Source organism: Mycobacterium sp., assembly GCF_036488105.1.
GTDB lineage: Bacteria > Actinomycetota > Actinomycetes > Mycobacteriales > Mycobacteriaceae > Mycobacterium.
In genome coordinates this window covers 1-21,988 of record NZ_DASXHW010000003.1, presented here as the reverse complement: position 1 = coordinate 21,988, position 21,988 = coordinate 1, and the positions used below count along the sequence as shown (strand labels likewise).

General features: G+C 65.7%; 23 protein-coding genes. 14 read left to right on the top strand and 9 right to left on the bottom strand.

From position 1 onward, the window contains the following. The coding region (locus VGH54_RS00215; RefSeq protein WP_331509930.1) for a gamma-glutamyltransferase at window positions 1–397 on the bottom strand (397 nt) is incomplete at its 3' end. Between the two features lie 129 nt (window positions 398–526). On the opposite strand from VGH54_RS00215, the gene VGH54_RS00210 reads away from it, so the two are divergent. Further along, window positions 527–1,702: a thiolase family protein gene (locus tag VGH54_RS00210; RefSeq protein WP_331509929.1), complete on the top strand. Its 1,176-nt coding sequence runs from the start codon at window positions 527–529 to the stop codon at window positions 1,700–1,702. 82 nt (window positions 1,703–1,784) lie between these two features. Here the strand turns inward: VGH54_RS00210 and VGH54_RS00205 are convergent, their stop codons facing one another. Both VGH54_RS00205 and VGH54_RS00200 read right to left on the bottom strand, forming a co-directional pair. Next, window positions 1,785–2,483 (bottom strand): TetR/AcrR family transcriptional regulator, encoded by a 699-nt coding sequence (locus VGH54_RS00205; RefSeq protein WP_331509928.1) that lies wholly within the window; start codon window positions 2,481–2,483, stop codon window positions 1,785–1,787. Between the two features lie 102 nt (window positions 2,484–2,585). Further along, window positions 2,586–3,491 (bottom strand): alpha/beta hydrolase-fold protein, encoded by a 906-nt coding sequence (locus VGH54_RS00200; protein WP_331509927.1) that lies wholly within the window; start codon window positions 3,489–3,491, stop codon window positions 2,586–2,588. Between the two features lie 193 nt (window positions 3,492–3,684). On the opposite strand from VGH54_RS00200, the gene VGH54_RS00195 reads away from it, so the two are divergent. Beyond that, window positions 3,685–4,350 (top strand): TetR/AcrR family transcriptional regulator, encoded by a 666-nt coding sequence (locus tag VGH54_RS00195; protein WP_331509932.1) that lies wholly within the window; start codon window positions 3,685–3,687, stop codon window positions 4,348–4,350. A gap of 102 nt (window positions 4,351–4,452) precedes the next feature. Here the strand turns inward: VGH54_RS00195 and VGH54_RS00190 are convergent, their stop codons facing one another. After that, window positions 4,453–5,310: a DUF429 domain-containing protein gene (locus VGH54_RS00190; protein ID WP_331509926.1), complete on the bottom strand. Its 858-nt coding sequence runs from the start codon at window positions 5,308–5,310 to the stop codon at window positions 4,453–4,455. A gap of 54 nt (window positions 5,311–5,364) precedes the next feature. Between VGH54_RS00190 and purB the strand changes: the two genes are divergently transcribed. Continuing rightward, window positions 5,365–6,783, top strand: a complete 1,419-nt coding sequence (gene purB / locus VGH54_RS00185) for an adenylosuccinate lyase (RefSeq protein WP_331509925.1) — start codon at window positions 5,365–5,367, stop codon at window positions 6,781–6,783. Further along, window positions 6,780–8,015: a cytochrome P450 gene (locus VGH54_RS00180; RefSeq protein WP_331509924.1), complete on the top strand. Its 1,236-nt coding sequence runs from the start codon at window positions 6,780–6,782 to the stop codon at window positions 8,013–8,015. Before purB ends, VGH54_RS00180 begins: the two co-directional genes overlap by 4 nt. Here the strand turns inward: VGH54_RS00180 and VGH54_RS00175 are convergent. Further along, window positions 8,012–8,635, bottom strand: a complete 624-nt coding sequence (locus VGH54_RS00175; protein ID WP_331509923.1) for a hypothetical protein — start codon at window positions 8,633–8,635, stop codon at window positions 8,012–8,014. The genes VGH54_RS00180 and VGH54_RS00175 overlap by 4 nt on opposite strands. A gap of 98 nt (window positions 8,636–8,733) precedes the next feature. Here VGH54_RS00175 and VGH54_RS00170 point away from each other — a divergent pair, with 98 nt between their 5' ends. The 3 genes from VGH54_RS00170 (at window position 8,734) to VGH54_RS00160 (ending at window position 13,127) form a co-directional block, all read left to right on the top strand. Beyond that, window positions 8,734–9,918 (top strand): transposase, encoded by a 1,185-nt coding sequence (locus VGH54_RS00170; protein WP_331509922.1) that lies wholly within the window; start codon window positions 8,734–8,736, stop codon window positions 9,916–9,918. Between the two features lie 171 nt (window positions 9,919–10,089). Beyond that, window positions 10,090–10,983: a phosphoribosylaminoimidazolesuccinocarboxamide synthase gene (locus VGH54_RS00165; protein ID WP_331509921.1), complete on the top strand. Its 894-nt coding sequence runs from the start codon at window positions 10,090–10,092 to the stop codon at window positions 10,981–10,983. Next, complete coding sequence (locus VGH54_RS00160; protein WP_331509931.1) at window positions 10,980–13,127, top strand: S9 family peptidase; 2,148 nt, start codon at window positions 10,980–10,982, stop codon at window positions 13,125–13,127. Before VGH54_RS00165 ends, VGH54_RS00160 begins: the two co-directional genes overlap by 4 nt. On the opposite strand, the gene VGH54_RS00155 is transcribed toward VGH54_RS00160, so the two are convergent. Next, complete coding sequence (locus tag VGH54_RS00155; protein ID WP_331509920.1) at window positions 13,056–13,502, bottom strand: hypothetical protein; 447 nt, start codon at window positions 13,500–13,502, stop codon at window positions 13,056–13,058. The two genes, VGH54_RS00160 and VGH54_RS00155, sit on opposite strands and share 72 nt — an antisense overlap. 93 nt (window positions 13,503–13,595) lie before the next feature. On the opposite strand from VGH54_RS00155, the gene VGH54_RS00150 reads away from it, so the two are divergent. Next, complete coding sequence (locus VGH54_RS00150; protein ID WP_331509919.1) at window positions 13,596–14,159, top strand: TetR/AcrR family transcriptional regulator; 564 nt, start codon at window positions 13,596–13,598, stop codon at window positions 14,157–14,159. A gap of 10 nt (window positions 14,160–14,169) precedes the next feature. On the opposite strand, the gene VGH54_RS00145 is transcribed toward VGH54_RS00150, so the two are convergent. Beyond that, the gene (locus tag VGH54_RS00145; RefSeq protein ID WP_331509918.1) at window positions 14,170–15,756 is read right to left on the bottom strand and encodes a DHA2 family efflux MFS transporter permease subunit; all 1,587 of its coding nucleotides are present in this window, start codon (window positions 15,754–15,756) and stop codon (window positions 14,170–14,172) included. A 61-nt stretch (window positions 15,757–15,817) separates the two neighbouring features. Here VGH54_RS00145 and VGH54_RS00140 point away from each other — a divergent pair, with 61 nt between their 5' ends. From VGH54_RS00140 to VGH54_RS00130, 3 genes are all read left to right on the top strand, one after another. After that, entirely contained in the window at window positions 15,818–16,306 is a 489-nt protein-coding gene (locus VGH54_RS00140) for a glutathione peroxidase (RefSeq protein WP_331509917.1), read from the top strand. A 79-nt stretch (window positions 16,307–16,385) separates the two neighbouring features. After that, complete coding sequence (locus VGH54_RS00135; protein ID WP_331509916.1) at window positions 16,386–17,090, top strand: DUF2334 domain-containing protein; 705 nt, start codon at window positions 16,386–16,388, stop codon at window positions 17,088–17,090. A 27-nt stretch (window positions 17,091–17,117) separates the two neighbouring features. Then, entirely contained in the window at window positions 17,118–18,770 is a 1,653-nt protein-coding gene (locus VGH54_RS00130; RefSeq protein WP_331509915.1) for an FAD-binding dehydrogenase, read from the top strand. A gap of 87 nt (window positions 18,771–18,857) precedes the next feature. Here the strand turns inward: VGH54_RS00130 and VGH54_RS00125 are convergent, their stop codons facing one another. Next, on the bottom strand, window positions 18,858–19,496 hold the full coding sequence (locus tag VGH54_RS00125) for an MBL fold metallo-hydrolase (protein WP_331509914.1): 639 nt from the start codon (window positions 19,494–19,496) through the stop codon (window positions 18,858–18,860). A gap of 32 nt (window positions 19,497–19,528) precedes the next feature. Here VGH54_RS00125 and VGH54_RS00120 point away from each other — a divergent pair, with 32 nt between their 5' ends. From VGH54_RS00120 to purQ, 3 genes are all read left to right on the top strand, one after another. Then, a complete protein-coding gene (locus tag VGH54_RS00120) occupies window positions 19,529–20,203 on the top strand; it encodes an ATPase (RefSeq protein WP_331509913.1) in 675 nt (224 codons plus the stop codon). 66 nt (window positions 20,204–20,269) lie between these two features. Continuing rightward, the gene (gene purS, locus VGH54_RS00115) at window positions 20,270–20,509 is read left to right on the top strand and encodes a phosphoribosylformylglycinamidine synthase subunit PurS (protein WP_331509912.1); all 240 of its coding nucleotides are present in this window, start codon (window positions 20,270–20,272) and stop codon (window positions 20,507–20,509) included. Next, the gene (gene purQ, locus VGH54_RS00110; protein WP_331509911.1) at window positions 20,506–21,180 is read left to right on the top strand and encodes a phosphoribosylformylglycinamidine synthase subunit PurQ; all 675 of its coding nucleotides are present in this window, start codon (window positions 20,506–20,508) and stop codon (window positions 21,178–21,180) included. The genes purS and purQ overlap by 4 nt, the downstream gene beginning before the upstream one ends. 7 nt (window positions 21,181–21,187) lie before the next feature. Here the strand turns inward: purQ and VGH54_RS00105 are convergent. Further along, the coding region (locus tag VGH54_RS00105) for a WS/DGAT domain-containing protein (RefSeq protein WP_331509910.1) at window positions 21,188–21,988 on the bottom strand (801 nt) is incomplete at its 5' end.

The following is a 21,988-nucleotide window of genomic DNA, read 5'->3' as shown; positions in this document are numbered from 1 at the left end:
GCTCGAACGGCAGCTTCCCGAATTTTGTGTGCAACTCGACCCAGGCGGACACCGCACCGGGAACGGTGACGGAATTCCAGCCGAGCGTAGGAACGCCCTTGTCGCCGAAATACTCCGGCGTCCACGCCGCGGGGGAGCGGCCCGAGGCGTTGAGCCCGTGGAGTTCCCGTCCGTCCCACACGATGGCGAAAGCGTCCGACCCGATGCCGTTGGACACCGGTTCCACCACTGTCAACGCGATCGCGGTGGCCACCGCCGCGTCGACCGCGCTGCCGCCCTCGGCGAGCATCCGAAGACCGGCCTGCGCCGCAAGCGGTTGTGAGGTGCACACCACGTTGGTCGCCAACACGGGCTTGCGCGGCCACGGGTACGGCAGTTCCCACCCGAACGGCTGCATCGGCACAGTGTCTCAGCGTGTCCCGACGTCGGCAAGCACCCGATATCGTCGGCGCAACGGTAGCTGATAAGATTTACGCTTCTCGCGTAATTTGTAACCCTGCAAGCAGCTCAATCGAAAGTTGACCACATGCCCAAGCCCGTCATCGTCAGCGCAGTCCGGACCGCAATCGGGACATCGTTCAAGGGCTCGCTGGTCAACACCACGCCCGAGTTTCTCGCGACCACGATCCTGCAAGAAACAGTGCGGCGGTCCGGGGTCGACGTCGCCGATATCGACGACGTGATCTTCGCCGAATCCCACTACGGGGGAGGCGATATGGCCCGCTACGCCGCTACGGCCTCAGGCATGACGTCGGTTCCGGGTCAGGCGGTCAACCGGCACTGCGCGGGTAGCCTCACCGCTGTCGCCAACGCGGCAGCGCAGATCGGCTCCGGCGCCGAGAAGGTCGTCGTCGGTGGCGGGGTGCAGTCGCTGTCGATGACGCCGATGATGAACTGGCGCATTCCCGGTCCGACCCTGGAGTTTGAGGAGCGGTGGATTCCGCCGACCCATGTGGAGACCCCCGATGCGCCGGGCCGTGACATGTCGATCACGGTCGGGTGGAACACCGCGCAGGCCGTCGGGATCACCCGCGAAGAGATGGACGCGTGGGCATTTCGTTCGCACCAGCGTGCGATCGGAGCGATCGACAGCGGCGCTTTCGTAGATGAGATCGTCCCGTTGAAGATCAAGGGTCTCGACGACGCGCTGGTGGAGTTCAGCGTCGACGAACATCCGCGTCGCGAAAGCAGCCTGGAGAAGCTCGCGTCGCTGAAGGTGCTGCACCCCGAGATCGAGGGATTCTCCATCACCGCCGGCAACAGCAGCGGAACCAATGACGCGGCGGCCGCATTGACCCTGGCCGACCAGGACTTCGCCCGATCCGCCGGGCTGAAGGTGCTGGGCTCGGTCAAGGCCTGGGCCTCGGCGGCCGTCGAGCCGAGGGACACGGGTCTGGGCGCGGTGAAGGTGATCGGCAAGGTACTGGACCGGGCCGGGCTGGTGCCCGGTGACGTCACGCTCTGGGAGATCAACGAGGCGTTCGCGTCGGTGCCGATCGCCGCGTGCCGTGAGTACGGCATCGACGAGGACCTGGTCAACATCTACGGCAGCGGATGCAGCCTGGGCCACCCCATCGCGGCCAGCGGCGCACGGATGCTGACCACGCTGGTGCACGAACTGGGCCGTCGCGGCGGCGGAATCGGTGTGGCGGCGATGTGCGCGGGCGGCGGCCAGGGCGGCGCCGTCGTGATCGAGGTCTAACCCCTACGACCTTCCTCGATCAGCCGGCTGGCGTGCGGGTGTGGCTGCACCGTCACGCCCGGCGCCGAACGTGACTGCAACGTCACGCTCGGTCGTCAATCAGCCGGCTGGCGTGATCGAGAAGGCAATTCAGGCCGTATTCGAAGTTGATGTCGTCGGCGACGCCAATACGGTGACCTTTCTCGGTCAGCTTGGCGATCAGCGGCATGGTCTCGGGGTCGATGACCGAGCTCCCGCCGCGGGGATACGGTTCGGCTTCGCCGGATTTGTCTTGCAGCCGCTCCAGGACCGCCGCTCCCTGGGTGTGCACCGAGATGCTGGCGTAGGTGTCGAACGCGTCCTCGGGTGACAGGCCTGCCTCGACCAATGTGGCGACCGCCTTCTCCAGCTTTTGGAACGCCGCGAGCGTCGCCTCGCGGCCGAAGGTGCCGCGGATCAGGATCAGATCGCACAGGATCGGGTTGTCCCGAAACGTCTGTCGCATCTTTCGCGCGTGATCCCGCAACGAATCCCGCCAATCTTGGCCTTCGACAAAGGGTGTCGCGAAGTCGTACTGACCCAGCGCGCGGTCGGTCATCGCGTTGAGCAGATCGTCCTTTTTCCGGAAGTACCAGTAGATGCTTGTCACGCCGACGTCGAGATGTTTGGCCAGCAGCGGCATGCTCAAGCCGTCGACCGAGACTTCCGCGGCGACGTCGAACGCGCCGTTGATGATTTCGTCGACGCTGATCGATCCGCGTTCACGTCGCTGTCGCTTGTCCGCGACGGCTTGCCTGGCCAATTCGGGTAACCTCCGTGCACTCAGAGCACGCACTGCGGCGCGCTATCGTCTCGAATATCGTAAGCCTTCTGGTAGGGGCTGCGGTCGAGAAGGGCAGCGGTGCTACGCGGTCAGCAGCGGCGCCATCCAGGTCAATTCGGCCGGTAGCTGCGCACTCCAGAACGACGCATCGTGGCCACCCGGGGAAAACCCGCCCGCCGGCGGGCTGGGCAACTGGGCGATGAACTGCTTGGTTGCATGAAAGAACGGATCGCTATTACCGCAATCCACCCTGATCGGGATGGACGCCAGCGCGGGCATTCCGAACACCGAGTTGGCCGAGAAATCGTCGGAGCCGTCGAAGGCGCCCGGGGCAGCCGCTCCCGACGACATCCACAGCGCGGGGCTCACCGCGCAGATCGCCGCGGTGCGGCCCGCGCCGAGCCGGCCGCCGAGCAGCAAGGCGCCGTAACCGCCCATCGACCAGCCCAGAAACCCGACCCGGGAGGTATCGAGGCCCTGGCCGCCCAGCATCGGGATGAGCTCGTTCAACACCATCGCGCCGCAGTCCTCGCCGGAAGCTCTTTTGTGCCAATAACTTCCGCCACCATCGACAGCTACTACCGCGAACGGCGGCAGGCCGGCGGCGACGGCCTGGGCGAGCCCCTGTTCGACGCCGCCCTCCATCACGGTGGCCGCGCTACTGCCCTTGCCGTGCAGCGCGATCACCGGTCGCAGCGGTTTGGTCTGGCCGGGGGGTCGTGCGATGGCCCAGGTGGTGGCCACTCCACCTCGCGCCGCGGACACGAACGAACCGGTCACCATTGTCGCGGCCGGCGCCGGCGCCGGCTCCAGCGGCAGGGGCGGCGCCAGCGGAATGCCGGTGCCGGTCATGACTACTGGCGTCGCCACCGCAGTACGGCCGGGAAGCAAGCGGTCCATCGCATAGGCGCCGAGAGCTCCCGCCGCGGCGCCGCTGCCCAGGCGCAATACGGCGCGACGACTCATCTCCGGCATGCGGGCCATCATAAAGTGCCGCTTCCGGCCCCTTGCCGCTGCGCGACTGCTGGGTGTTTGTCCGAAAGGGCAATGCGACACCAGCCTGGCTGGCACCATGTGCTAGGTGACTGCAGCCGTGGCTCCCGAGGGAGCGCTCGCTCCCGAGGTAGCTGTCGCTGCCAAGCAGGTCGTCACTGCGCCGGCGGTTGGCGCTGCGCCAGCCGTGGTCGCCGCGCCCGCTGCCGTCGCGCCGAAGGAGGTTGCCGCTCCTAAAGGCGCCGTCACCCCCAAAGGCGAACGTCGCCGGTATGCCCTGGTCAGCGCCGCCGCCGAGTTGCTGTGTGAAGGCGGATTCGAGGCGGTCCGCCACCGCGCCGTGGCGCGCCGCGCGGGTCTCCCGCTGGCATCGACCACCTATTACTTCTCCAGCCTCGACGATCTGATCGCCAGCGCAGTGGCTCATATCGGGTTGCTGGAGGTCGCGCAGCTGCGTGCGCAGCTGGCCACCCTGTCGCGTCGGCGCCGCAGCGCCGAAACCACCGCGGACCTACTGGTCGACCTGCTCGTGGGCAGCGAATCCGACACGCGCCTGACCGAACAGCTGATTTCGCGCTACGAGCGGCATATCGCCTGTGCCCGCCTACCCGGATTGCGGGAGATCCAGCGCCGTAACCTGCGTCAGCGGGTCGACGCCGTCGCCGAGGTCATCGAACGGTCGGGACGCTCGGTGCGTCCCGAGCTCGTCGCGGCGTTGATCTGCACCGTTGACGGCGCAGTGGTTTCGGCCTTGGTCGACGACCGCCAGGATCCACGGACTCTCGCGCGGTCGACTGTGATTGATGTCATTGAGGCGGTGGCGCCGTTCGACCGGCGACCCGTGCAGGTCTGATTCCCCTTCAGCTGAATTAGCCCCTCGCGCAACTCTTTAACGCGATATTGCGTGTCATCCGCGTCTGATCGACGACGTCGCACCGATCGGTACTGCGTCAAGCTAGCCGTCGAGCTGACGGTGGATCGCGGTCAACCCGCGCTGCGCTTCGTCGAGAAGTGCCGCGACGTGTGCCACCCGCGCACGTAGGTCGTCGTTGGCTGGCTGTGGCGCAGCGCGACGACGGCGGGCAGGCGCTGCATCGGGCGGCAGCGTCGGCGTGACGATATAACCGGTCGCGAAATCGCCGTACAGCGTCACGTCCTCCGGGCGGTGATACCAAAACAGTGCGACGTACGCGCACACCATGGCGTCGACTGGGTCCTCGTCGCGGTCGAGTTGTACCGGCCGGGTCGCAGCCTCGACTCGCTTGCGAAGCTCCACCCAGGACACGTTGTGGTTCACCCGCAGTCGTGGTGACGCTTTGTCGAGGCCTTCGATCAGCGTCATCAACTGCAGCAGCTCATGCTTACGGGTCTCGAACGTTCCCTTCTTGTACTTGAGGGTTTTCTCCAGACCGAACAACGCGATGGTCGCTGGATGCGGATACACCTCTATCACCCGCCGGGTCGAAGTCGACGCCGGATTCATGTCGAGGGTGAACGCGTCCGCGATCCGCGCGCCGCGAGGACTCTTGAACGCGGGGTTCTCGATGTTCGCCGGATGGGCGCCCGCCTCGAACGCGTGGAAGTCGCGGTTGAGCGCCGTCTCACACGGGCGGGCGCCGGTTGGGTTCCGCACGATCAACGGCGCGTCGATGGCCACCAGGCAGTCGTCGCTGACGTACGGGGCCACGGCGGTTTCAATGCTTTCATCGTCGTGCCCGGCTCCGACGTGCAGCAGCCGGCCGTCGGAGTCGACGACGGCGATACCCGTGTTGTTCTTCTCGCCCCAGGCCAGATCGAGCCCGACAAAGTGCATGAGCCTTACTGTGCCTGATCCGCGACCGGCGCGGCGCCGTTAAGCTGTGTGTTTGTGACAATCCCGAACGTACTGGCCAATCGTTACGCCAGCGCCGAGATGGTGGCGATCTGGTCGCCGGAGGCCAAGGTCGTCGCCGAGCGGCGGCTATGGCTGGCGGTGCTGCGGGCGCAGGCCGAGTTGGGCGTCGAGGTCCCCGCGACCGCTATCGCCGACTACGAACGGGTGCTCGACGACGTCGACCTGGCCTCGATCGCCGCCCGCGAGCGGGTGCTGCGCCACGACGTGAAGGCCCGCATCGAGGAGTTCAACGCGCTGGCCGGTCACGAACACGTGCACAAGGGTATGACCAGTCGCGACCTGACCGAGAACGTCGAGCAGCTGCAGGTTCGCCGTTCAATGGAGTTGGTGTTCGCGCACGGCGTGGCGGTGGTGGCCCGGATGGCCGAGCGCGCCGCGAGCTACCGCGACCTGGTGATGGCCGGCCGCAGTCACAACGTCGCGGCACAAGCCACCACATTGGGCAAGCGGTTCGCGTCGGCGGCGCAAGAGACTCTGGTCGCGTTGACCAGGCTGCGGGAGTTGATCGATCGTTACCCGTTGCGTGGCATCAAAGGTCCGATGGGAACCGCTCAGGACATGCTCGACCTGCTCGGCGGCGACGCGGCGAAGCTGGCCGACCTCGAACAGCGCATCGCCGACTTCCTGGGATTCGCAACGGTTTTGACCAGCGTGGGGCAGGTGTATCCGCGTTCGCTCGACCACGACGTGGTGTCGGCTCTGGTGCAGCTGGGTGCCGGGCCGTCGTCGCTGGCGCACACCATCCGGCTGATGGCCGGCCACGATCTGGTCACCGAGGGCTTCGCGGCCGGACAAGTCGGCTCCTCGGCGATGCCGCACAAGATGAACACCCGCAGCTGCGAGCGGGTCAACGGGCTTCAAGTCGTACTGCGCGGCTACGCCTCGATGGCCGCCGAGCTGGCCGGGGCGCAGTGGAACGAAGGCGATGTCTTCTGTTCGGTGGTGCGTCGAGTCACATTGCCGGACAGCTTCTTTGCCGTCGACGGGCAGATCGAGACCATGTTGACCGTGCTGGACGAGTTCGGTGCCTATCCCGCGGTGATTCAGCGGGAGCTGGACCGGTACCTGCCGTTCCTGGCCACCACCAAAGTGTTGATCGCCGCCGTGCGCGCCGGAGTGGGCCGCGAAACGGCGCACGAGGTGATCAAGGAGCACGCGGTCGCTGCGGCACTGGCGATGCGTGAGCAAGGCGCCGAGCCCGATCTACTGGACCGGTTGGCCGCCGACCCGCGCCTGCCGCTGGATCGGGCCGCGATCGATGCCGCGCTGGCCGACCGGAAAGCGTTCATCGGCGCGGCCGGCGGTCAGGTCGACGCAGTGGTCGCGGAGGTCGACGCGCTGGTCGCCCGCTATCCCGATGCGGCCAAGTACACGCCGGGCGCCATCTTATGACGCTCGCGGCGGCGCTCTCGCAGGTCGACTTCACCGACCTGGATAACTTCGCCAACGGCTTTCCGCACGAACTGTTCGCCGTCCATCGGCGCGAGGCACCGGTCTACTGGCACGGCCCGACCGAGCACACGCCCGATGCTGAGGGGTTCTGGTCCGTCGCTACTTACGCGGAAACGCTTGCGGTGCTGAAAGACCCGGTGACGTTCTCTTCGGTCACCGGCGGGGACCGACCGTTCGGCGGTACGTTGTTGCAGGATCTGTCGATCGCGGGCCAGGTGCTCAACATGATGGACGATCCGCGGCATACGCAGATTCGGCGGCTGGTCAGCTCGGGGCTGACACCGCGGATGATCTCCCTTGTCGAAGACGACCTTCGCGCCCGGACCCGTCGGCTGCTGGATGCGGTGGTGCCCGGTGAGCCGTTCGACTTCGTCGTGGACATCGCCGCCGAACTGCCTATGCAGATGATCTGCATTCTGCTGGGAGTGCCTGAATCCGAACGGCATTGGTTGTTCGAAGCCATCGAGCCGCAGTTCGACTTCGGTGGATCGCGCACGGCGTCGTTGTCGCAGTTGTCGGCCGAAGAGGCCGGCTCGCGGATGTACGCCTACGGTCAGGAGTTGATCGCGTCGAAGCGCGCGCAACCGACCGACGACATGTTGTCGGTGGTCGCCAATGCGGCTCTTGCCGACGACGCCCCGGCGATGTCCGACCTCGAGCTGTATTTGTTCTTCAGCCTGCTGTTCAGTGCCGGTGCGGAGACGACCCGCAACGCGGTTGCCGGCGGGTTGCTGGCGTTGGCCAATAATCCGGAGCAATTGCGCGCGCTGCGTGAGGATTTGGACACGCTGCCGACCGCGGTCGAGGAGATGGTCCGTTGGACGTCGCCGTCGCCGTCCAAGCGGCGCACCGCCACGCGTGACGTCACGTTCGGCGGCGCGTCGATCGCGGCGGGGCAGAAGGTGCAGATCTGGGAGGGTTCGGCCAACCGCGACGCAAGCGTCTTCGACGACGCCGACGAGTTCGATATCGCACGAAAGCCCAACCCGCACCTTGGTTTCGGCCAGGGTGTGCATTACTGCCTGGGCGCCAACCTGGCCCGGCTGGAGTTGCGGGTGCTGTTCGAAGAGCTGCTGTCGCGGTTCGCAACCGTGCATGTCGTACGTGATGTCGAATGGGCACGTAGCAACCGGCACACCGGCATCCGCCACCTCGTTGTGGAATTGGCCTAACGTGCCCTGACCGCTATTCCCGCCGAACGCAATTCGAGGGCGGCAAGGCCATGGATGGCGCGGGGATCCGCTGCACGCCATGCCCCGACCGGGTCGGGAGTGACGGCGGTGAGCCGGCCCAGCGGCCGGTTGGCCAACGCCCGCAACGCCAGCAGCTGTGCACCGGCCGGGGTGGCGGCCAGCGCGCTGACGGTCAACTTGCGCCGCAGGAACCGAATGCGTAACGCCAGCCACGGCACGACCACCCCGAGAATCGGCGGGGCCGCAACGGCCAGGGCCAGCACGACGGCCAGCCAGCTGGCGGTGCTGTCGAGGTTGTGGCCGGCGCCGGCGATGTCGAGCGCGGCCTTGCTGGCCGCAGTCAGCGGTGCGCTGACGGCACCGCCGACAAGCGGGATGTGATCGGCGCTCTGGCCGGCCGCCTTGAGGCTGTCGGCGACACCGTCAGCGCCGCCCTGAACCTGCCGACCCACCTCGGCGATCGTCGACACCGCGCTGTGGACGGCCAGGCCGACGAGCACCCAGAGAAACGTCCAGATGGCGACGACGATGTCGCTGAACAGCTGAGCCAGCAGTCGGCCCGGAGTTGTGGCGTAAGGGACAAACCGCGATCTTTTCATTGGTTTGTTGCGGCGTGGATACCCCTGGCTTTAGCCGGGAGGGGAAGCGCCGCTTCTCCTTTCTGTGTGGTGTCGGTGGTGGGGGCTAGGTTTTCGGTGTGTCTCGATATCGGTTGCTTCCGACTGCTGAGCAGACGGCGGTTTTGGCCGAGCATTGCCGCCACGCCCGATACGTGTGGAACCTGGCGGTCGAGCAGCAACAGCATTGGCAGCCGGGCCGACGCGCCCCGGGCTACAACGAGCAGTGCGCCCAGTTGACCGCAGCGCGCACCGAATATGACTGGTTGGCCGCCGGTTCTCAGACCGTGCAGCAGCAGGCGTTGCGCGACTTCACGCAGGCGATGCGCAACTTCTTCGGCGGTACGCACTGGCGCCCGACGTGGCGCAAAGCCGGTGTGCACGAAGGGTTCCGGCAGGTGGCGGTCAAAGCGCATCACATCAAGCAACTCAACCGGCGCTTCGGGCGAGTGTGGGTCCCCAAGGTCGGCTGGGTCAGATTTCGCCGCACCCGCCCGGTGCCTGACGGTGTGAAGTCCTACCGAGTTACCCGTGACCGTATCGGGCGCTGGCATATCGCGTTCGCTGCCGTCCCGAAGCCGATCGCCGGCCCAGGTGATGGCTCGATAGTCGGCATCGACCGTGGCGTGACAGTGGCGGCGGCCTTGTCCACCGGAGACTTGCTGCACGTGCCCGGCCTGAGCCGCAGTGAGGCTGTCCGGTTGAGGGTGCTGCAGCAGCGACTGGCCCGCGCTCGCCGCGGTTCGAATCGGCGCGCTCGCACGAAGCTGGCGATCGCCAAACTGAAAGCCAAAGAAGTCGCCCGCCGCAAGGATTGGGTGGAGAAGCTGTCCACCGATGTTGCGCGCCGGTTCGACAGGATTCGGATCGAAGCCCTCGATGTGCGGGCCATGACGCGCAGCGCGCGCGGAACTAGCGAGCAGCCCGGGCACCGAGTGGCCCAAAAACGCGCGCTCAACCGGGGCATCAGCCGCAGTGGTTGGGGTCTGCTCGCCACGCGAATACAGCACAAAGCCCATGGTCGGGTCGAGCAGATCCCCGCCGCCTACACCTCGCAGCGTTGCTCGGTGTGCGGGCACGTCGCTCCCGGAAACCGCAAGAGCCAAGCGGTGTTCGAGTGCGAAGCCTGCACTACAGGACCGTGCAACGCCGACGTCAACGCAGCACGCAATATCGCCGCCGGACGGGCGGTGACAGCACGGGGAGACCTTGGCATCAGCCGGTCTACGAACCGTGAACCTCAACTGCGCTCCCCTGCCGCATAGGTAGACGGATCAGTTGGAATCCTCTGGCTTCAACCAGAGGAGGACGTCAAACTCCCGATCCCAACACATGGTCGGTCTGTAGGTCGTCGTTACGCCGACCGCTCGGTGGAATTTGCCCGACTTCTCCTCAAGCCCTTCGGACCCGCATCGTCGCCCGGCTAGGCTGTCTCGATGCGTCCCGCTCTGTCCGACTATCAGCACCTGGCCAGTGGCAAAGTCCGGGAGCTGTACCGCATCGACGACGGTCACTTGTTGTTCGTCGCGACTGACCGGATCTCGGCATTCGACTATGTACTCGACAGTGTGATCCCCGATAAGGGACGCATCTTGACCGCGATGAGCGTGTTCTTCTTCGATCTCGTCGAGGCGCCCAACCATCTGGCCGGACCACCGGACGACCCGCGCATCCCCGACGAAGTCCTGGGCCGGGCGCTGGTGGTGCATGAGCTCGACATGATGCCTGTGGAGTGTGTCGCCCGCGGGTATCTCACCGGCTCGGGACTCCTGGACTACCAGCAGAACGGCAAAGTCTGTGGCATCACCCTGCCGCCGGGCCTCGTCGAGGCCAGCAGGTTCGCGTCGCCGTTGTTCACCCCCGCGACGAAAGCTGAACTTGGACAACACGACGAGAATATTTCGTTCGCCAAGGTCATCGAAATGGTCGGTGGAGTGCGGGCCAACCAGTTGCGTGACCGCACTTTGCAGACTTACGTTCAGGCGGCCGACCACGCTCTCCGAAAGGGAATCATCATCGCCGACACCAAATTCGAGTTCGGCGTCGACGCAAACGGCAACCTGGTGCTGGCGGACGAGGTCTTCACCCCCGACTCGTCGCGCTACTGGCCTGCGGCCGATTACCGCGTCGGTGAGGTGCAGAACAGCTTCGACAAGCAGTTCGTCCGCAACTGGTTGACCGGTCCCGAGTCGGGCTGGGATCGCGGCGGATCCAAGCCGCCACCACGGCTTCCGGACAGCATCATCGATGCCACCAGGGCTCGTTACGTCGAGGCCTACGAACGGATCTCCGGACTGCGCTTCGACGAATGGATCGGTCCGAGCGCATGACCGATACCGCTCAACCGCCGATCGCCAAACGGGTCGACTCTCGGCGAGAGTTCCACGGCGACGTGTTCATCGATCCGTACGAATGGCTGCGCGACAAGTCGAGTCCCGAAGTGCTCGCCTACCTGGAGGCCGAGAACGACTACGCCGACCAGATGACCGCTCAGCTCGAACCGTTGCGGCAGCGCATCTTCGACGAGATCAAAGCTCGCACCAAGGAAACCGACCTGTCGGTACCGGTCCGGCGCGGCGACTGGTGGTACTACGCTCGCAGCTTCGAAGGCAAGCAGTACGGTGTCCAATGTCGCTGCGCCGTAAGCGATCCAACCGACTGGAATCCGCCGGTCTTCGACGAGCACACCGAGATTCCCGGCGAGCAGGTGCTGCTCGACGAGAACGTCGAAGCCGAAGGGCATGACTTCTTCTCGCTGGGCGCCGCCAGCGTCAGCCCCGACGGAAATGTGCTGGCCTACTCCGTCGACGTGGTCGGCGACGAGCGTTATACGTTGCGGTTCAGGAATCTTCGTACCGGAGAGCAGTACCCCGACGAGATCGTCGGCATCGGTGCGGGGGCAACCTGGGCCACCGACAACCGAACCGTCTACTACATCACCCTCGATGCGGCATGGCGTCCCGATACGGTGTGGCGCCATCGCCTTGCGTCCGGCCTACCCGCCGAGAAGGTGTATCACGAAGCCGACGAGAAGTTTTGGCTCGCGGTGGGCCGAACGCGTAGCGACGCGTACGTGCTGATCGCGGCGGGATCGGCGATCACCTCGGAGGTCCGCTACGCCGACGCCGCGGATCCGCATGCAGAGTTCGTCACCGTGTTGCCCCGCCGCGACGGCATCGAGTATTCGGTGGAGCACGCGATCGTCGGAGGGCAGGATCGTTTCTTGATCCTGCACAACGACAATGCGGTGAACTTCACGCTGGTGGAGGCGCCGGTCGATAATCCCACGGCGCAGCGCACACTGATAGATCACCGTGACGATGTGCGACTGGACGGTGTCGACGCGTTCGCCGGGCACTTGGTGGTCAGCTACCGTGGCGAGGCACTACCGCGAATCCAGTTGTGGCCCGTAGCTGACAACGACTACGGACATGCCGAGGAGATTGGGTTCGACTCCGAGCTGATGTCGGCCGGGCTGGGCGCGAACCCGAATTGGAATTCGCCCAAGCTGCGGGTCGGTGCGGGGTCGTTTGTCACCCCGGTGCGCATATACGACCTGGATCTGGTCACCGGCGATCGCACGCTGTTGCGCGAGCAACCGGTGTTGGGAGATTACCGCCGCGAGGATTACGTCGAACGCCGCGATTGGGCGCAGGCGGCCGACGGCACCAAGATCCCGATCTCGATCGTCCACCGCGCCGGTATCGAATTCCCGGCCCCGGCTTTGGTTTACGGCTATGGCGCCTACGAGATCTGCGAGGATCCGCGCTTTTCCATCGCGCGGCTGTCGCTGTTGGACCGCGGCATGGTGTTCGCCGTCGCACACGTGCGCGGCGGTGGTGAAATGGGCCGGCTGTGGTACGAACACGGCAAGCTACTGGAGAAGAAGAACACCTTCACCGACTTTGTATCCGTTGGACAGCATCTGGTGGACACCGGGCTGACCCGCCCGCAGCAGTTGGTGGCCCTGGGTGGTAGTGCGGGTGGCCTACTCATGGGCGCGGTGGCCAACATGGCGCCCGATCTTTTTGCCGGAATTCTGGCGCAGGTGCCGTTTGTCGACCCGCTGACCACGATCCTGGATCCGTCGTTACCGCTGACCGTCACCGAGTGGGATGAATGGGGAAACCCGTTGAGCGACAGCGATGTTTACCACTACATGAAATCGTACTCGCCGTACGAGAATGTCGCGCCGCAGAAGTATCCGGCCATACTCGCGATGACCTCGCTGCACGACACCAGGGTCTACTATGTCGAGCCTGCGAAATGGGTGGCGGCGCTGCGGCACACCAAGACTGAGGGCAATCCGGTGCTGTTGAAGACCCAGATGACCGCCGGCCACGGTGGTATCAGCGGGCGCTACGAGCGCTGGAAAGAGACCGCCTACCAATATGCCTGGCTGCTAGCTGCCGCCGATCGCGACCACTACGGCAGCGGCCAGGTAGACGATCTCCTCAGCGGTGCGCAGGGGTAGCCGGGTCGTCATCGACTTTGGCGGGTTGGGCATCCGGGCCGCGTAGATGTTGGCCGGAAACATCGCCAGCATCAACAGCAGCAGGCAGACGGCGGCCGCAATCCGGGTAGCCGGAACCAACAGGCCCACCGCGCCGAGGAATTCCAGCACCCCGGTGAAGCTGACCAGCAATCCCGGCGCCGGCAGTCGCGGCGGCACGATCGCGATCAGCCTGCCGCGCAGTGGCGGGGCGAAGTGCGCCACGCCGGTCAACACGAACATCGCGGCCAGGCCGACGGCGATCGCCTTGACCCAAGTGTCGACGTAGTCGACGCCGAGCCAGCCCGCGATCCGGGCGGCCACGCCCCCGGTTAGCAACGCAATCGACGGAGCCATCTCTTCTTCTCCAATCTAGACACTGACAAGTTCTGCGGCTGAGCGTACGACTGCGAACTAGGCAGTGTCAAGTTAGTACGTTATGCTGCCGCTATGGACCGTCCGACCTACCATCACGGCGATCTGCGGGCTGCGATTCTCACTGAGGCCGCGCGTCTGGTGGCGCAACGGGGCGCCGACGGGGTGTCGCTTCGCGAGTTGGCGCGTGAGGCGGGGGTGTCGCACGCCGCGCCGGCACACCACTTCACCGATCGTCGGGGTTTGTTTACCGCGCTGGCCGCCCAGGGTTTCGGACTGCTGGCCATCGCCCTCGCGGAGGCTCGCCCGCGATTCCTGGATGCAGCATCGGCGTATGTGCGGTTCGCTATCGAGCATCCGGGCCACTACCGGGTGATGTTCGACAAGTCATTGCTCGACCCGTCGAACCCGGAGTTGGTGGCCGCCGAAGCGGCCGCCGGGGACGAGCTGTCCCGCGGCGTCGCGTCACTGCCGGACCGACACGCCCAGTCGGATCCGCGCGGTGCACAACTCGCGGCTTGGTCACTGGTGCACGGGTTTTCGATGCTCTGGCTGAATGACGCAGTGAACCCTGAGCTGAAGGCCACCGATCCGATGACGACCGTCGAGCGGATCGCCATGATGTTGTTCGAGGAGTAGTGCCCCGTTGTCAGACGGGCACGGGGGTCTGGCGTCGGCCGGGCGGCGGTGGCTTATTGGGCAGGAACGCCACCGGCAGCAGCGTCAGCGCGACAACGACGATCGACACCACCAAGACGAGTGTGTAGGCATGGGTGAGGTCGTGCATCAGCCGGATGGTGAAATCAGCGGACACGTCATGGTGCACCGGCACCGGTGGACCATGCTTTCCGAATTTGCCTCGCAGGATCCCGAGTTTTTCTGCGGTGCTGATGGTTTCGCTGCGATTGAACTGACTGGTCAAGATCACTGACATCAACGCGGTGCCGACCGCAACGGCGACGTGTTGATTGACACTGAGCAGTGTCGACCCGCGCGCCACCTCGTGGGGAGCCAACGTCTGTACCGCCGATCCGGACAGCGGTGTCAGGGTGCAGCCCAGGCCGATGCCGGTGATGACCAATCCCACCATCAGGATTGGCAGATATTCCGCTTGTTGCCATGCGCCATAGGCGAATACGGTCAACCCGGTGGTGATCGCAGCGATCCCGACCAGCAGGACATTGCGGGGTCCGCGTTTGTCCATCAAGGTGCCGGCCAGCGGCATGGTCAGCATCGCGCCAAGCCCCTGCGGGATCAGCTGCAGGCCGGACTGCAGCGGAGTTTCATGCAGCAATTGCTGGAGATAACTGGGAATCACCAGGACCGCGCCGAAAAACCCAACGGAGAACGCGAACATCGCGGAGTTGGACAGCGTCACCGCCCGATTCTTGAACAGCGCCAAGTCGATGAGCGGGTGGTCGGCGCGGTGCAGCGCGTGCAGAACAAACGCCGTGATCAAAGCGATTCCGATGAACCCCGGTATCCACACATGATTGTCGGTGAAACTGTCACGCCGAGGCACCGAGGAGATCCCGAACAGCAGTGTCGCCAAGCCCGGTGACAGCAACAGCATCCCGACGAAGTCGAAGGCCTCCGATGGGCGCGGACGATCCCTCGGAAAGATCAATGCCGCGAGCACTATCAGGATGACGCCGACCGGCAGGTTGATCCGGAAGATCCACTGCCAGCCGTAAGCGCTGATCAGCCAGCCACCGAGGACCGGCCCGCACATCGGGGCAAGCAGCATCGGGATACCGAGCACCGCCATCAACCTGCCGAGCCGTCTCGGGCCGGCCTCGCGCGTCAGGATGATCAGGGTCAGCGGCACCAGCATCCCGCCGCCAAAGCCTTGGATGACTCGAAATGCGATGAGCTGGCTAATGTTTGACGCCATCGAGCATAGCAGCGATGCCAAGGTGAACCACAAAGCCGCACCCATGAAAAGCCGCTTGGTGCCGAATCGGTCTGCTGCCCAGCCGGCCAGTGGAATCACGGTGGCCTGCCCGAGCGTGTAGCCGGTGATCGTCCATGCGACGACGGCCTGGGTGGAGGCGAACTCCGCGATGAACGTGCGCTGCGCGACGCTGACGACCGTGCCGTCCAGCAGCGCCATCACCGAGGCGAGAATGCAGACACCGGCGATGCGCAGCAGGCCGGCGTCCAGCGAATCCGGGTACTCGGCGAGCTCGTCGGCCGCGGGTTCGTCGTTGGCCGTCGGTACCGCACGAGAAACCATGGACACCAGACTAACGAGAAAGTAGCTAGCTGATCAAAATGTCCTCGGGTAGCCTCCGGGTATGACTGTGACCGAGATCGCTTTGACCGGCCTCGATGGCGGTTCACTGTCGCTGGCCGACTACAACGACCGCGCCGTGCTGGTTGTCAATGTCGCCTCGAAATGTGGTCTGACGCCGCAATACGCCGCTCTGGAGCAGCTCGCGCGCGATTACGCCGAGCGCGGCCTGACCGTTCTCGGAGTTCCGTGCAATCAATTCATGGGCCAAGAGCCGGGCACCGCAGAAGAAATCCAGACCTTTTGTTCGACCACTTATGGTGTGACGTTTCCGCTTTTGGCCAAGACCGAGGTCAACGGGCCGGGCCGGCACCCCCTTTACACCGAATTGACCAAGACGCCTGACGCCGCCGGCGAGGCCGGTGACGTGCAGTGGAACTTCGAAAAGTTCCTGGTCGCACCGGGCGGAGAAGTGGTCAACCGATTCCGTCCGCAAACGGTGCCTGATGCGCCTGAGGTGATCGCGGCGGTCGAGGCTGTGCTACCGAATTAGCCGGTCGGCGCGTCGAACTGACGCTTGCTGTCCGCGTGTATGTCACTATCTGGACATCTGACGTCGTCAAAATTGTGGTGTGTCTGGGAAGTTGATCGTTTCGGTCTCCGGGATTTGCGAACGCACATTGGACGACGTCGCCGAATTCTGCGAGAAAATGGACAACCGGTCTGTACCGGTGTCGTTACTGGTGGCCCCGCGGTTGAAGGGCGGCTACCGGTTGGATCAGGATCTGGTCACCGTCGAGTGGCTGGCAGGCCGACGTGCCGTCGGCGACGCGATCCTGCTGAACGGATACGACGACGCGGCGACCAAAAAGCGTCGCGGTGAGTTCGCCACGCTGCCTGCCCACGAGGCGAATTTGCGCCTGATGGCCGCAGACCGGGTGCTCGAACATCTCGGACTGCGCACCCGGCTCTTCGCGGCGCCGAGATGGACCGCTTCGCCTGGAACAGTTATTGCATTGCCGCGCAACGGGTTCCGTCTTCTCGCCGATCTGCACGAGATCACCGACCTGGTCCGGCAAACGACGGTGCGGGCACGGGTACTCGGCATCGGCGAAGGATTCCTGTCCGAGCCGTGGTGGTGCCGGATGTTGGTGTTGTCGGCCGAGCGCGTCGCGCGCCGCGATGGCGTCGTCCGGGTCGCGGTCGCGGCGAGTCACCTGCGCAAACCCGGCCCGCTGCAGGCGATGCTGGACTCGGTGGATCTGGGGCTGCTGCACGGCTGCGAACCCACCGTGTACCAGTGGCGGGCCGATCAGGCCGTTCGCGACGCAGCCTGACCTCTCCGGTCGCTACTGTGTAGCGCCATGAGCGATACCCAAGCTGATGTCATCATCGTCGGGGCGGGCCTGGCCGGCCTGGTGGCCGCCTGCGAGGTGGTGGATCGCGGCAAACGGGTGCTGATCCTGGACCAGGAGAACGGCGCCAACCTCGGCGGGCAGGCGTTCTGGTCGTTCGGCGGCTTGTTCTTCGTCGACAGCCCGGAGCAACGTCGGCTGGGTGTGCACGACAGTCACGAACTCGCGCTGCAGGATTGGCTTGGTACCGCGGCATTCGACCGCCAGGAAGACTACTGGCCACGGCAGTGGGCGCACGCCTACGTCGATTTCGCGGCAGGCGAGAAGCGTAGCTGGCTGCGCGCCCGGGGATTGAAGATCTTCCCGCTGGTCGGCTGGGCCGAGCGCGGCGGCTACGGCGCGCAAGGGCACGGCAACTCAGTTCCGCGCTTTCACATCACCTGGGGAACCGGGCCGGCGATCGTCGAGATTTTCGCGCGCCGGCTGGTCGAGCATCCGAAAGTGCGGTTCGCCCCCCGGCATCAGGTTGACGAGCTGATCGTCGAGGGCGCGGCGGTGACCGGGGTTCGGGGCACTGTGCTGGAGCCGTCGTCCGAAGCGCGCGGCGTCGAGTCGTCGCGAAAAGGGATCGGGGAGTTTGAATTTCGTGCTCAGGCGGTGATCGTCACCAGCGGTGGTATCGGCGGCAACCACGATATGGTACGGGCGAACTGGCCGACCCGGATGGGCCGGGCCCCCGAACGGATGCTCGCCGGCGTCCCCGCGCATGTCGACGGCCGGATGATCGCGATCACCGAGAAGACCGGCGCCCGGGTGATCAACCGGGACCGGATGTGGCACTACACCGAGGGCATCACCAACTACGACCCGATCTGGCCGATGCACGGCATCCGGATCATCCCCGGGCCGTCATCGCTGTGGCTGGACGGCGCCGGCAAGCGGTTGCCGGTGCCGTTGTACCCAGGCTTCGACACCCTCGGAACGCTGGAGTACATCGCGAAGTCGGGCTTCGACTACACCTGGTTTGTGTTGAACGCCAAGATCATCGGCAAGGAATTCGGCTTGTCCGGTCAGGAACAGAACCCTGACTTGACCGGGCGCAGCGTGCGACAGCTGCTGGCGTCGCGGGCCGGATCCGGCGCGCCCGGCCCGGTGCAGGCCTTCGTCGACAAGGGAGTCGACTTTGTCACCGCACACTCATTGCGCGACTTGGTGTCGGCGATGAACGCCCTGCCCGATGTGGCGGCGCTGGACTATGCGACGGTTGCCGACGAGGTCACGGCCCGCGACCGCGAGGTGGTGAACAAATTCACCAAGGACGGCCAGATCACCGCGATCCGCGCTGCCCGTGAGTATCTGGGCGACAAGATGGGCCGAGTCGTCCCTCCGCATCCCCTGCTCGATCCGAAGGCCGGGCCGCTGATCGCGGTCAAGCTGCACATCTTGACCCGAAAGACGTTGGGCGGCTTAGAAACCGACCTGGATTCACGAGTACTCAAGGCCGACGGAACTCCGTTCGACGGGCTGTACGCGGCCGGCGAGGTGGCCGGATTCGGCGGCGGCGGTGTGCACGGCTACCGGGCGCTGGAGGGAACGTTCCTGGGCGGCTGCATCTTCTCCGGTCGCGCCGCGGGCCGCGGTGCGGCCGGCGACATCGGCTAACTCCCCGAGACCGCGGCCAGCCGCACTCTCGACCACGAGAAGGCGCCCAGCCGCATTCTCGGCGCCGGGCTAGAAGGTGACCAGGCCCTAGAAGGTAACCGCGGTTTCTTCAGGCAGCACCTGGAAGCCTGCGCTAGTCATCTCGCTGAGTCGCCCGTAGTAGATACCGCGCGCCTCCGGGGCGATGACGGCCTGGTGGATGGGTACCGCGTGGGTCGGCGCCACTGCCCGCAGGTAATCCACCGCCTCGGAGATCTTCATCCAGGGTGCGGCAGCCGGCGTGGCGAGGACGTCGACCGGCTCGTCCGGAACGAACAGCGCATCGCCGGGATGCATGAAGCGTGCGGGGTGCTCGCCGTCGCCGACGAGGTACGAGATGTTATCTATCACAGGGATTTCCGGGTGGATGACGGCGTGCCGGCCACCGACCGCGCGGATGGTCAGCTCGCCGACCGACAGTTCGTCGCCGACGTGCACCGCGCGGCACGGCACGCTCAGCTGCTCGGTGGTCTGCGGATCGGCGTAGAGCGCGGCGCCCGGATTGCCGTCCAGCAGGGCGGGCAGTCGCTCTTGATCCACGTGGTCGGGGTGCTGATGGGTGATCACGATCGCGGATAGGCCGGTGATGCCCTCGAAGCCATGCGAGAAATTTCCCGGGTCGAACAGCACCGTGGTGTGGCCGAAATCGGCGAGTACGCAGGAATGGCCGAAATGCGTGAGTTGCATGTCTACGATTGTGCGCTTGTGGGGGCCCTGGCATGCGCCTAGTCTTGGCGGCGGCGCTGATCGCGGGCGGCCTGCTTCTGGCATGCGTGTCGTCGTCCGGTTTCGCCGTCGCGGACCCGGAGACCTGTCCGCCGGTGTGCGACAAGATTCCCGGCACGGCCTGGATCACCTCGTCCGCAATACCACTGAACGCCACCTACCATTGGCCGTCGCCGGCCGGGTCGGCCGTGCCCATGACGGGTGGCGCGACGCCCCGGTTCCGGTTCGAGGAGGTGTGCGCGACGCCGGCCTTCCCGCAGGACACCCGCAACTTCGCGGTTGCGAGCCGGGTTGCGGTGGATAAACCCCCGGGCCAATGGCAGCTGCGGGCCGAGGTGGTGCACTGGCGGGGTGACACCGCACGCGGCGGCCAGAGCGCGACATCGGTGTTCGACATCGCCGCGGCGGCGTTGCGCGGCTGCCAACTGGGGGTCTCCGGCGAGTCGCCGTCGGTGACCATCGACGAGCCGAACCGGCTGTCCGCCGTGGTCAGCGGGCCGGTGATCATGCACACCTACCTGGTGGCACACCCGGAAAACAGCACGATCAGCGAGCTGACTCTGTGGGCGTCAGACCCGGTCCAGCTGCCCTGGCCGATCATCTCCGACGCTCAGGTGCTGGACGCCATATCCTCGTCGCTGTGCGCCGCCTACCTTGGCTCGTGCTAGCACGACGGCCGGGGTGCCGACCGGTAGAGTTGGCGCCGAGCAGCCAAGACAGTAGGAGGAGTGTGGGTGGCCCGGGTGGTTGTGCACGTAATGCCCAAGGGTGAGATTCTCGACCCGCAGGGCCAGGCGATCGTCGGCGCACTGGGCCGGCTTGGACATGCCGGTATCTCAAATGTTCGGCAGGGCAAGCGGTTTGAGCTCGAAGTGGACGACAGCGTCGATGACTCGGCGTTGGCTGAGATCGCCGAGTCGCTGCTGGCCAATACCGTGATCGAAGACTGGACCGTAAGCCGAGAACCGCAGTGACGACGCGTATCGGCGTCATCACCTTTCCCGGAACGCTCGACGACGTGGACGCTGCCCGCGCAGTGCGTGCCGTCGGCGCCGAGGCGGTCAGCCTGTGGCACGCCGACGCCGATCTCAAGGGTGTCGACGCGATGGTGGTGCCCGGCGGGTTCTCCTACGGCGACTACCTGCGCTGCGGCGCCATCGCCAAATTCGCCCCGGTAATGGGGGAAGTCGTCGCTGCTGCAGACCGCGGATTGCCGGTGTTGGGAATCTGCAACGGTTTTCAAGTGCTCTGCGAGGCCGGACTGCTGCCCGGGGCGCTCACCCGCAACGCCGGTTTGCATTTCGTCTGCCGCGACGTGTGGCTGAAGGTGGCATCGACGTCGACCGCGTGGACGTCTCGGTTCGAGGCCGACGCCGATCTGCTGATCCCGTTGAAGTCCGGCGAGGGCCGCTACGTGGCCTCCGCCGACGTGCTCGACGAGTTGGAAGGTGAAGGCCGCGTGGTGTTTCGCTACCACGACAACCTCAACGGTTCGCTGCGCGACATCGCCGGAGTCAGCTCGGCCAACGGTCGTGTCGTCGGGCTGATGCCGCACCCCGAGCACGCAATCGGAGCGTTGACCGGGCCGTCTGACGACGGGCTGGGCCTGTTCTATTCCGCGCTGGACGCCGTCCTCGCGGCTTGAGCCGCGGCTAACGCAGCGCGTGCTCGGCCATCAAGCCGACCGTGCTGTTACCGACCGAAAACCCTGCGGCGCTACGTAGTTCGCTGAATGCCGCAGTCAGCGCATCGGTTGCCTCATGTGGGTCCTTGAAGGTCTCGTCGTCGGTGAGCACCGCGATGCCGAGCTGGTCGACATAGCTCCACACCGTGATGTTGACCGGAGCTCCGGGTGACAGCACACCCGTCGAGTAGATCTCGCTGACCGGGGCGCCGCCGAAGTGGCCGCGCTCCCGGGGCCCGACCACACTGGACACCGCGACGTTCATCATCTTGTTCGGTGCGTTGCGCTGCCCCAGCCACCGGAATGCCGCCGGGGCGACCGCCGTCGGTAGGTAGCCCATAATCTGCCCGTACAGCCGTGGCCCGAGGATCTCGTGATCCTCCTTGGCGATCTTGGTCGCCAGCGCGACCAGCTGCGCGCGTTCGGCCGGGTCGGCGACATGCACCGGCAGCGAAATCGACAGGCCGCTGATCTCGTTGCCGGTCACCCGCTCGGACTTGTCGGTGGCGGTCGGTACCGACGCGATGATCGGACGGTCGGCCTTGCCGTCGTAACGCAGCAACAGCTCCCGTAGCCCCCCGGCCGCAGTCGCCAGAATCAGGTCATTGAGCGTGATGCCGAGGGCTTTTGCGGTCGCCTTGACGTCGGCCAGCCGAAGTGCGGCGGTAGCGAACCGGCGCTGCGGCGACACCACGTGGTTGAGGAAGGTCGGTGGCGCGTCGAAGGCGTCCGCGAGGTCCGGGTGGTCGCCGCGCTCCCGGGTGCGCCG

Excerpts from the sequence above, each read along its gene's own strand:
- VGH54_RS00190 (WP_331509926.1), bottom strand. The coding sequence starts at position 5,310 with ATGCACTTTGTCGGGCTCGATCTGGCCTGGGGCGAGAAGAACAACACG.
- VGH54_RS00145 (WP_331509918.1), bottom strand. The coding sequence starts at position 15,756 with ATGGTTTCTCGTGCGGTACCGACGGCCAACGACGAACCCGCGGCCGAC.
- VGH54_RS00155 (WP_331509920.1), bottom strand. The coding sequence starts at position 13,502 with ATGGCTCCGTCGATTGCGTTGCTAACCGGGGGCGTGGCCGCCCGGATC.
- VGH54_RS00175 (WP_331509923.1), bottom strand. The coding sequence starts at position 8,635 with ATGAAAAGATCGCGGTTTGTCCCTTACGCCACAACTCCGGGCCGACTG.
- VGH54_RS00160 (WP_331509931.1), top strand. The coding sequence starts at position 10,980 with ATGACCGATACCGCTCAACCGCCGATCGCCAAACGGGTCGACTCTCGG.
- VGH54_RS00150 (WP_331509919.1), top strand. The coding sequence starts at position 13,596 with ATGGACCGTCCGACCTACCATCACGGCGATCTGCGGGCTGCGATTCTC.
- VGH54_RS00165 (WP_331509921.1), top strand. The coding sequence starts at position 10,090 with ATGCGTCCCGCTCTGTCCGACTATCAGCACCTGGCCAGTGGCAAAGTC.
- VGH54_RS00140 (WP_331509917.1), top strand. The coding sequence starts at position 15,818 with ATGACTGTGACCGAGATCGCTTTGACCGGCCTCGATGGCGGTTCACTG.
- VGH54_RS00130 (WP_331509915.1), top strand. The coding sequence starts at position 17,118 with ATGAGCGATACCCAAGCTGATGTCATCATCGTCGGGGCGGGCCTGGCC.
- VGH54_RS00210 (WP_331509929.1), top strand. The coding sequence starts at position 527 with ATGCCCAAGCCCGTCATCGTCAGCGCAGTCCGGACCGCAATCGGGACA.
- VGH54_RS00125 (WP_331509914.1), bottom strand. The coding sequence starts at position 19,496 with ATGCAACTCACGCATTTCGGCCATTCCTGCGTACTCGCCGATTTCGGC.
- VGH54_RS00120 (WP_331509913.1), top strand. The coding sequence starts at position 19,529 with ATGCGCCTAGTCTTGGCGGCGGCGCTGATCGCGGGCGGCCTGCTTCTG.
- VGH54_RS00200 (WP_331509927.1), bottom strand. The coding sequence starts at position 3,491 with ATGATGGCCCGCATGCCGGAGATGAGTCGTCGCGCCGTATTGCGCCTG.
- VGH54_RS00180 (WP_331509924.1), top strand. The coding sequence starts at position 6,780 with ATGACGCTCGCGGCGGCGCTCTCGCAGGTCGACTTCACCGACCTGGAT.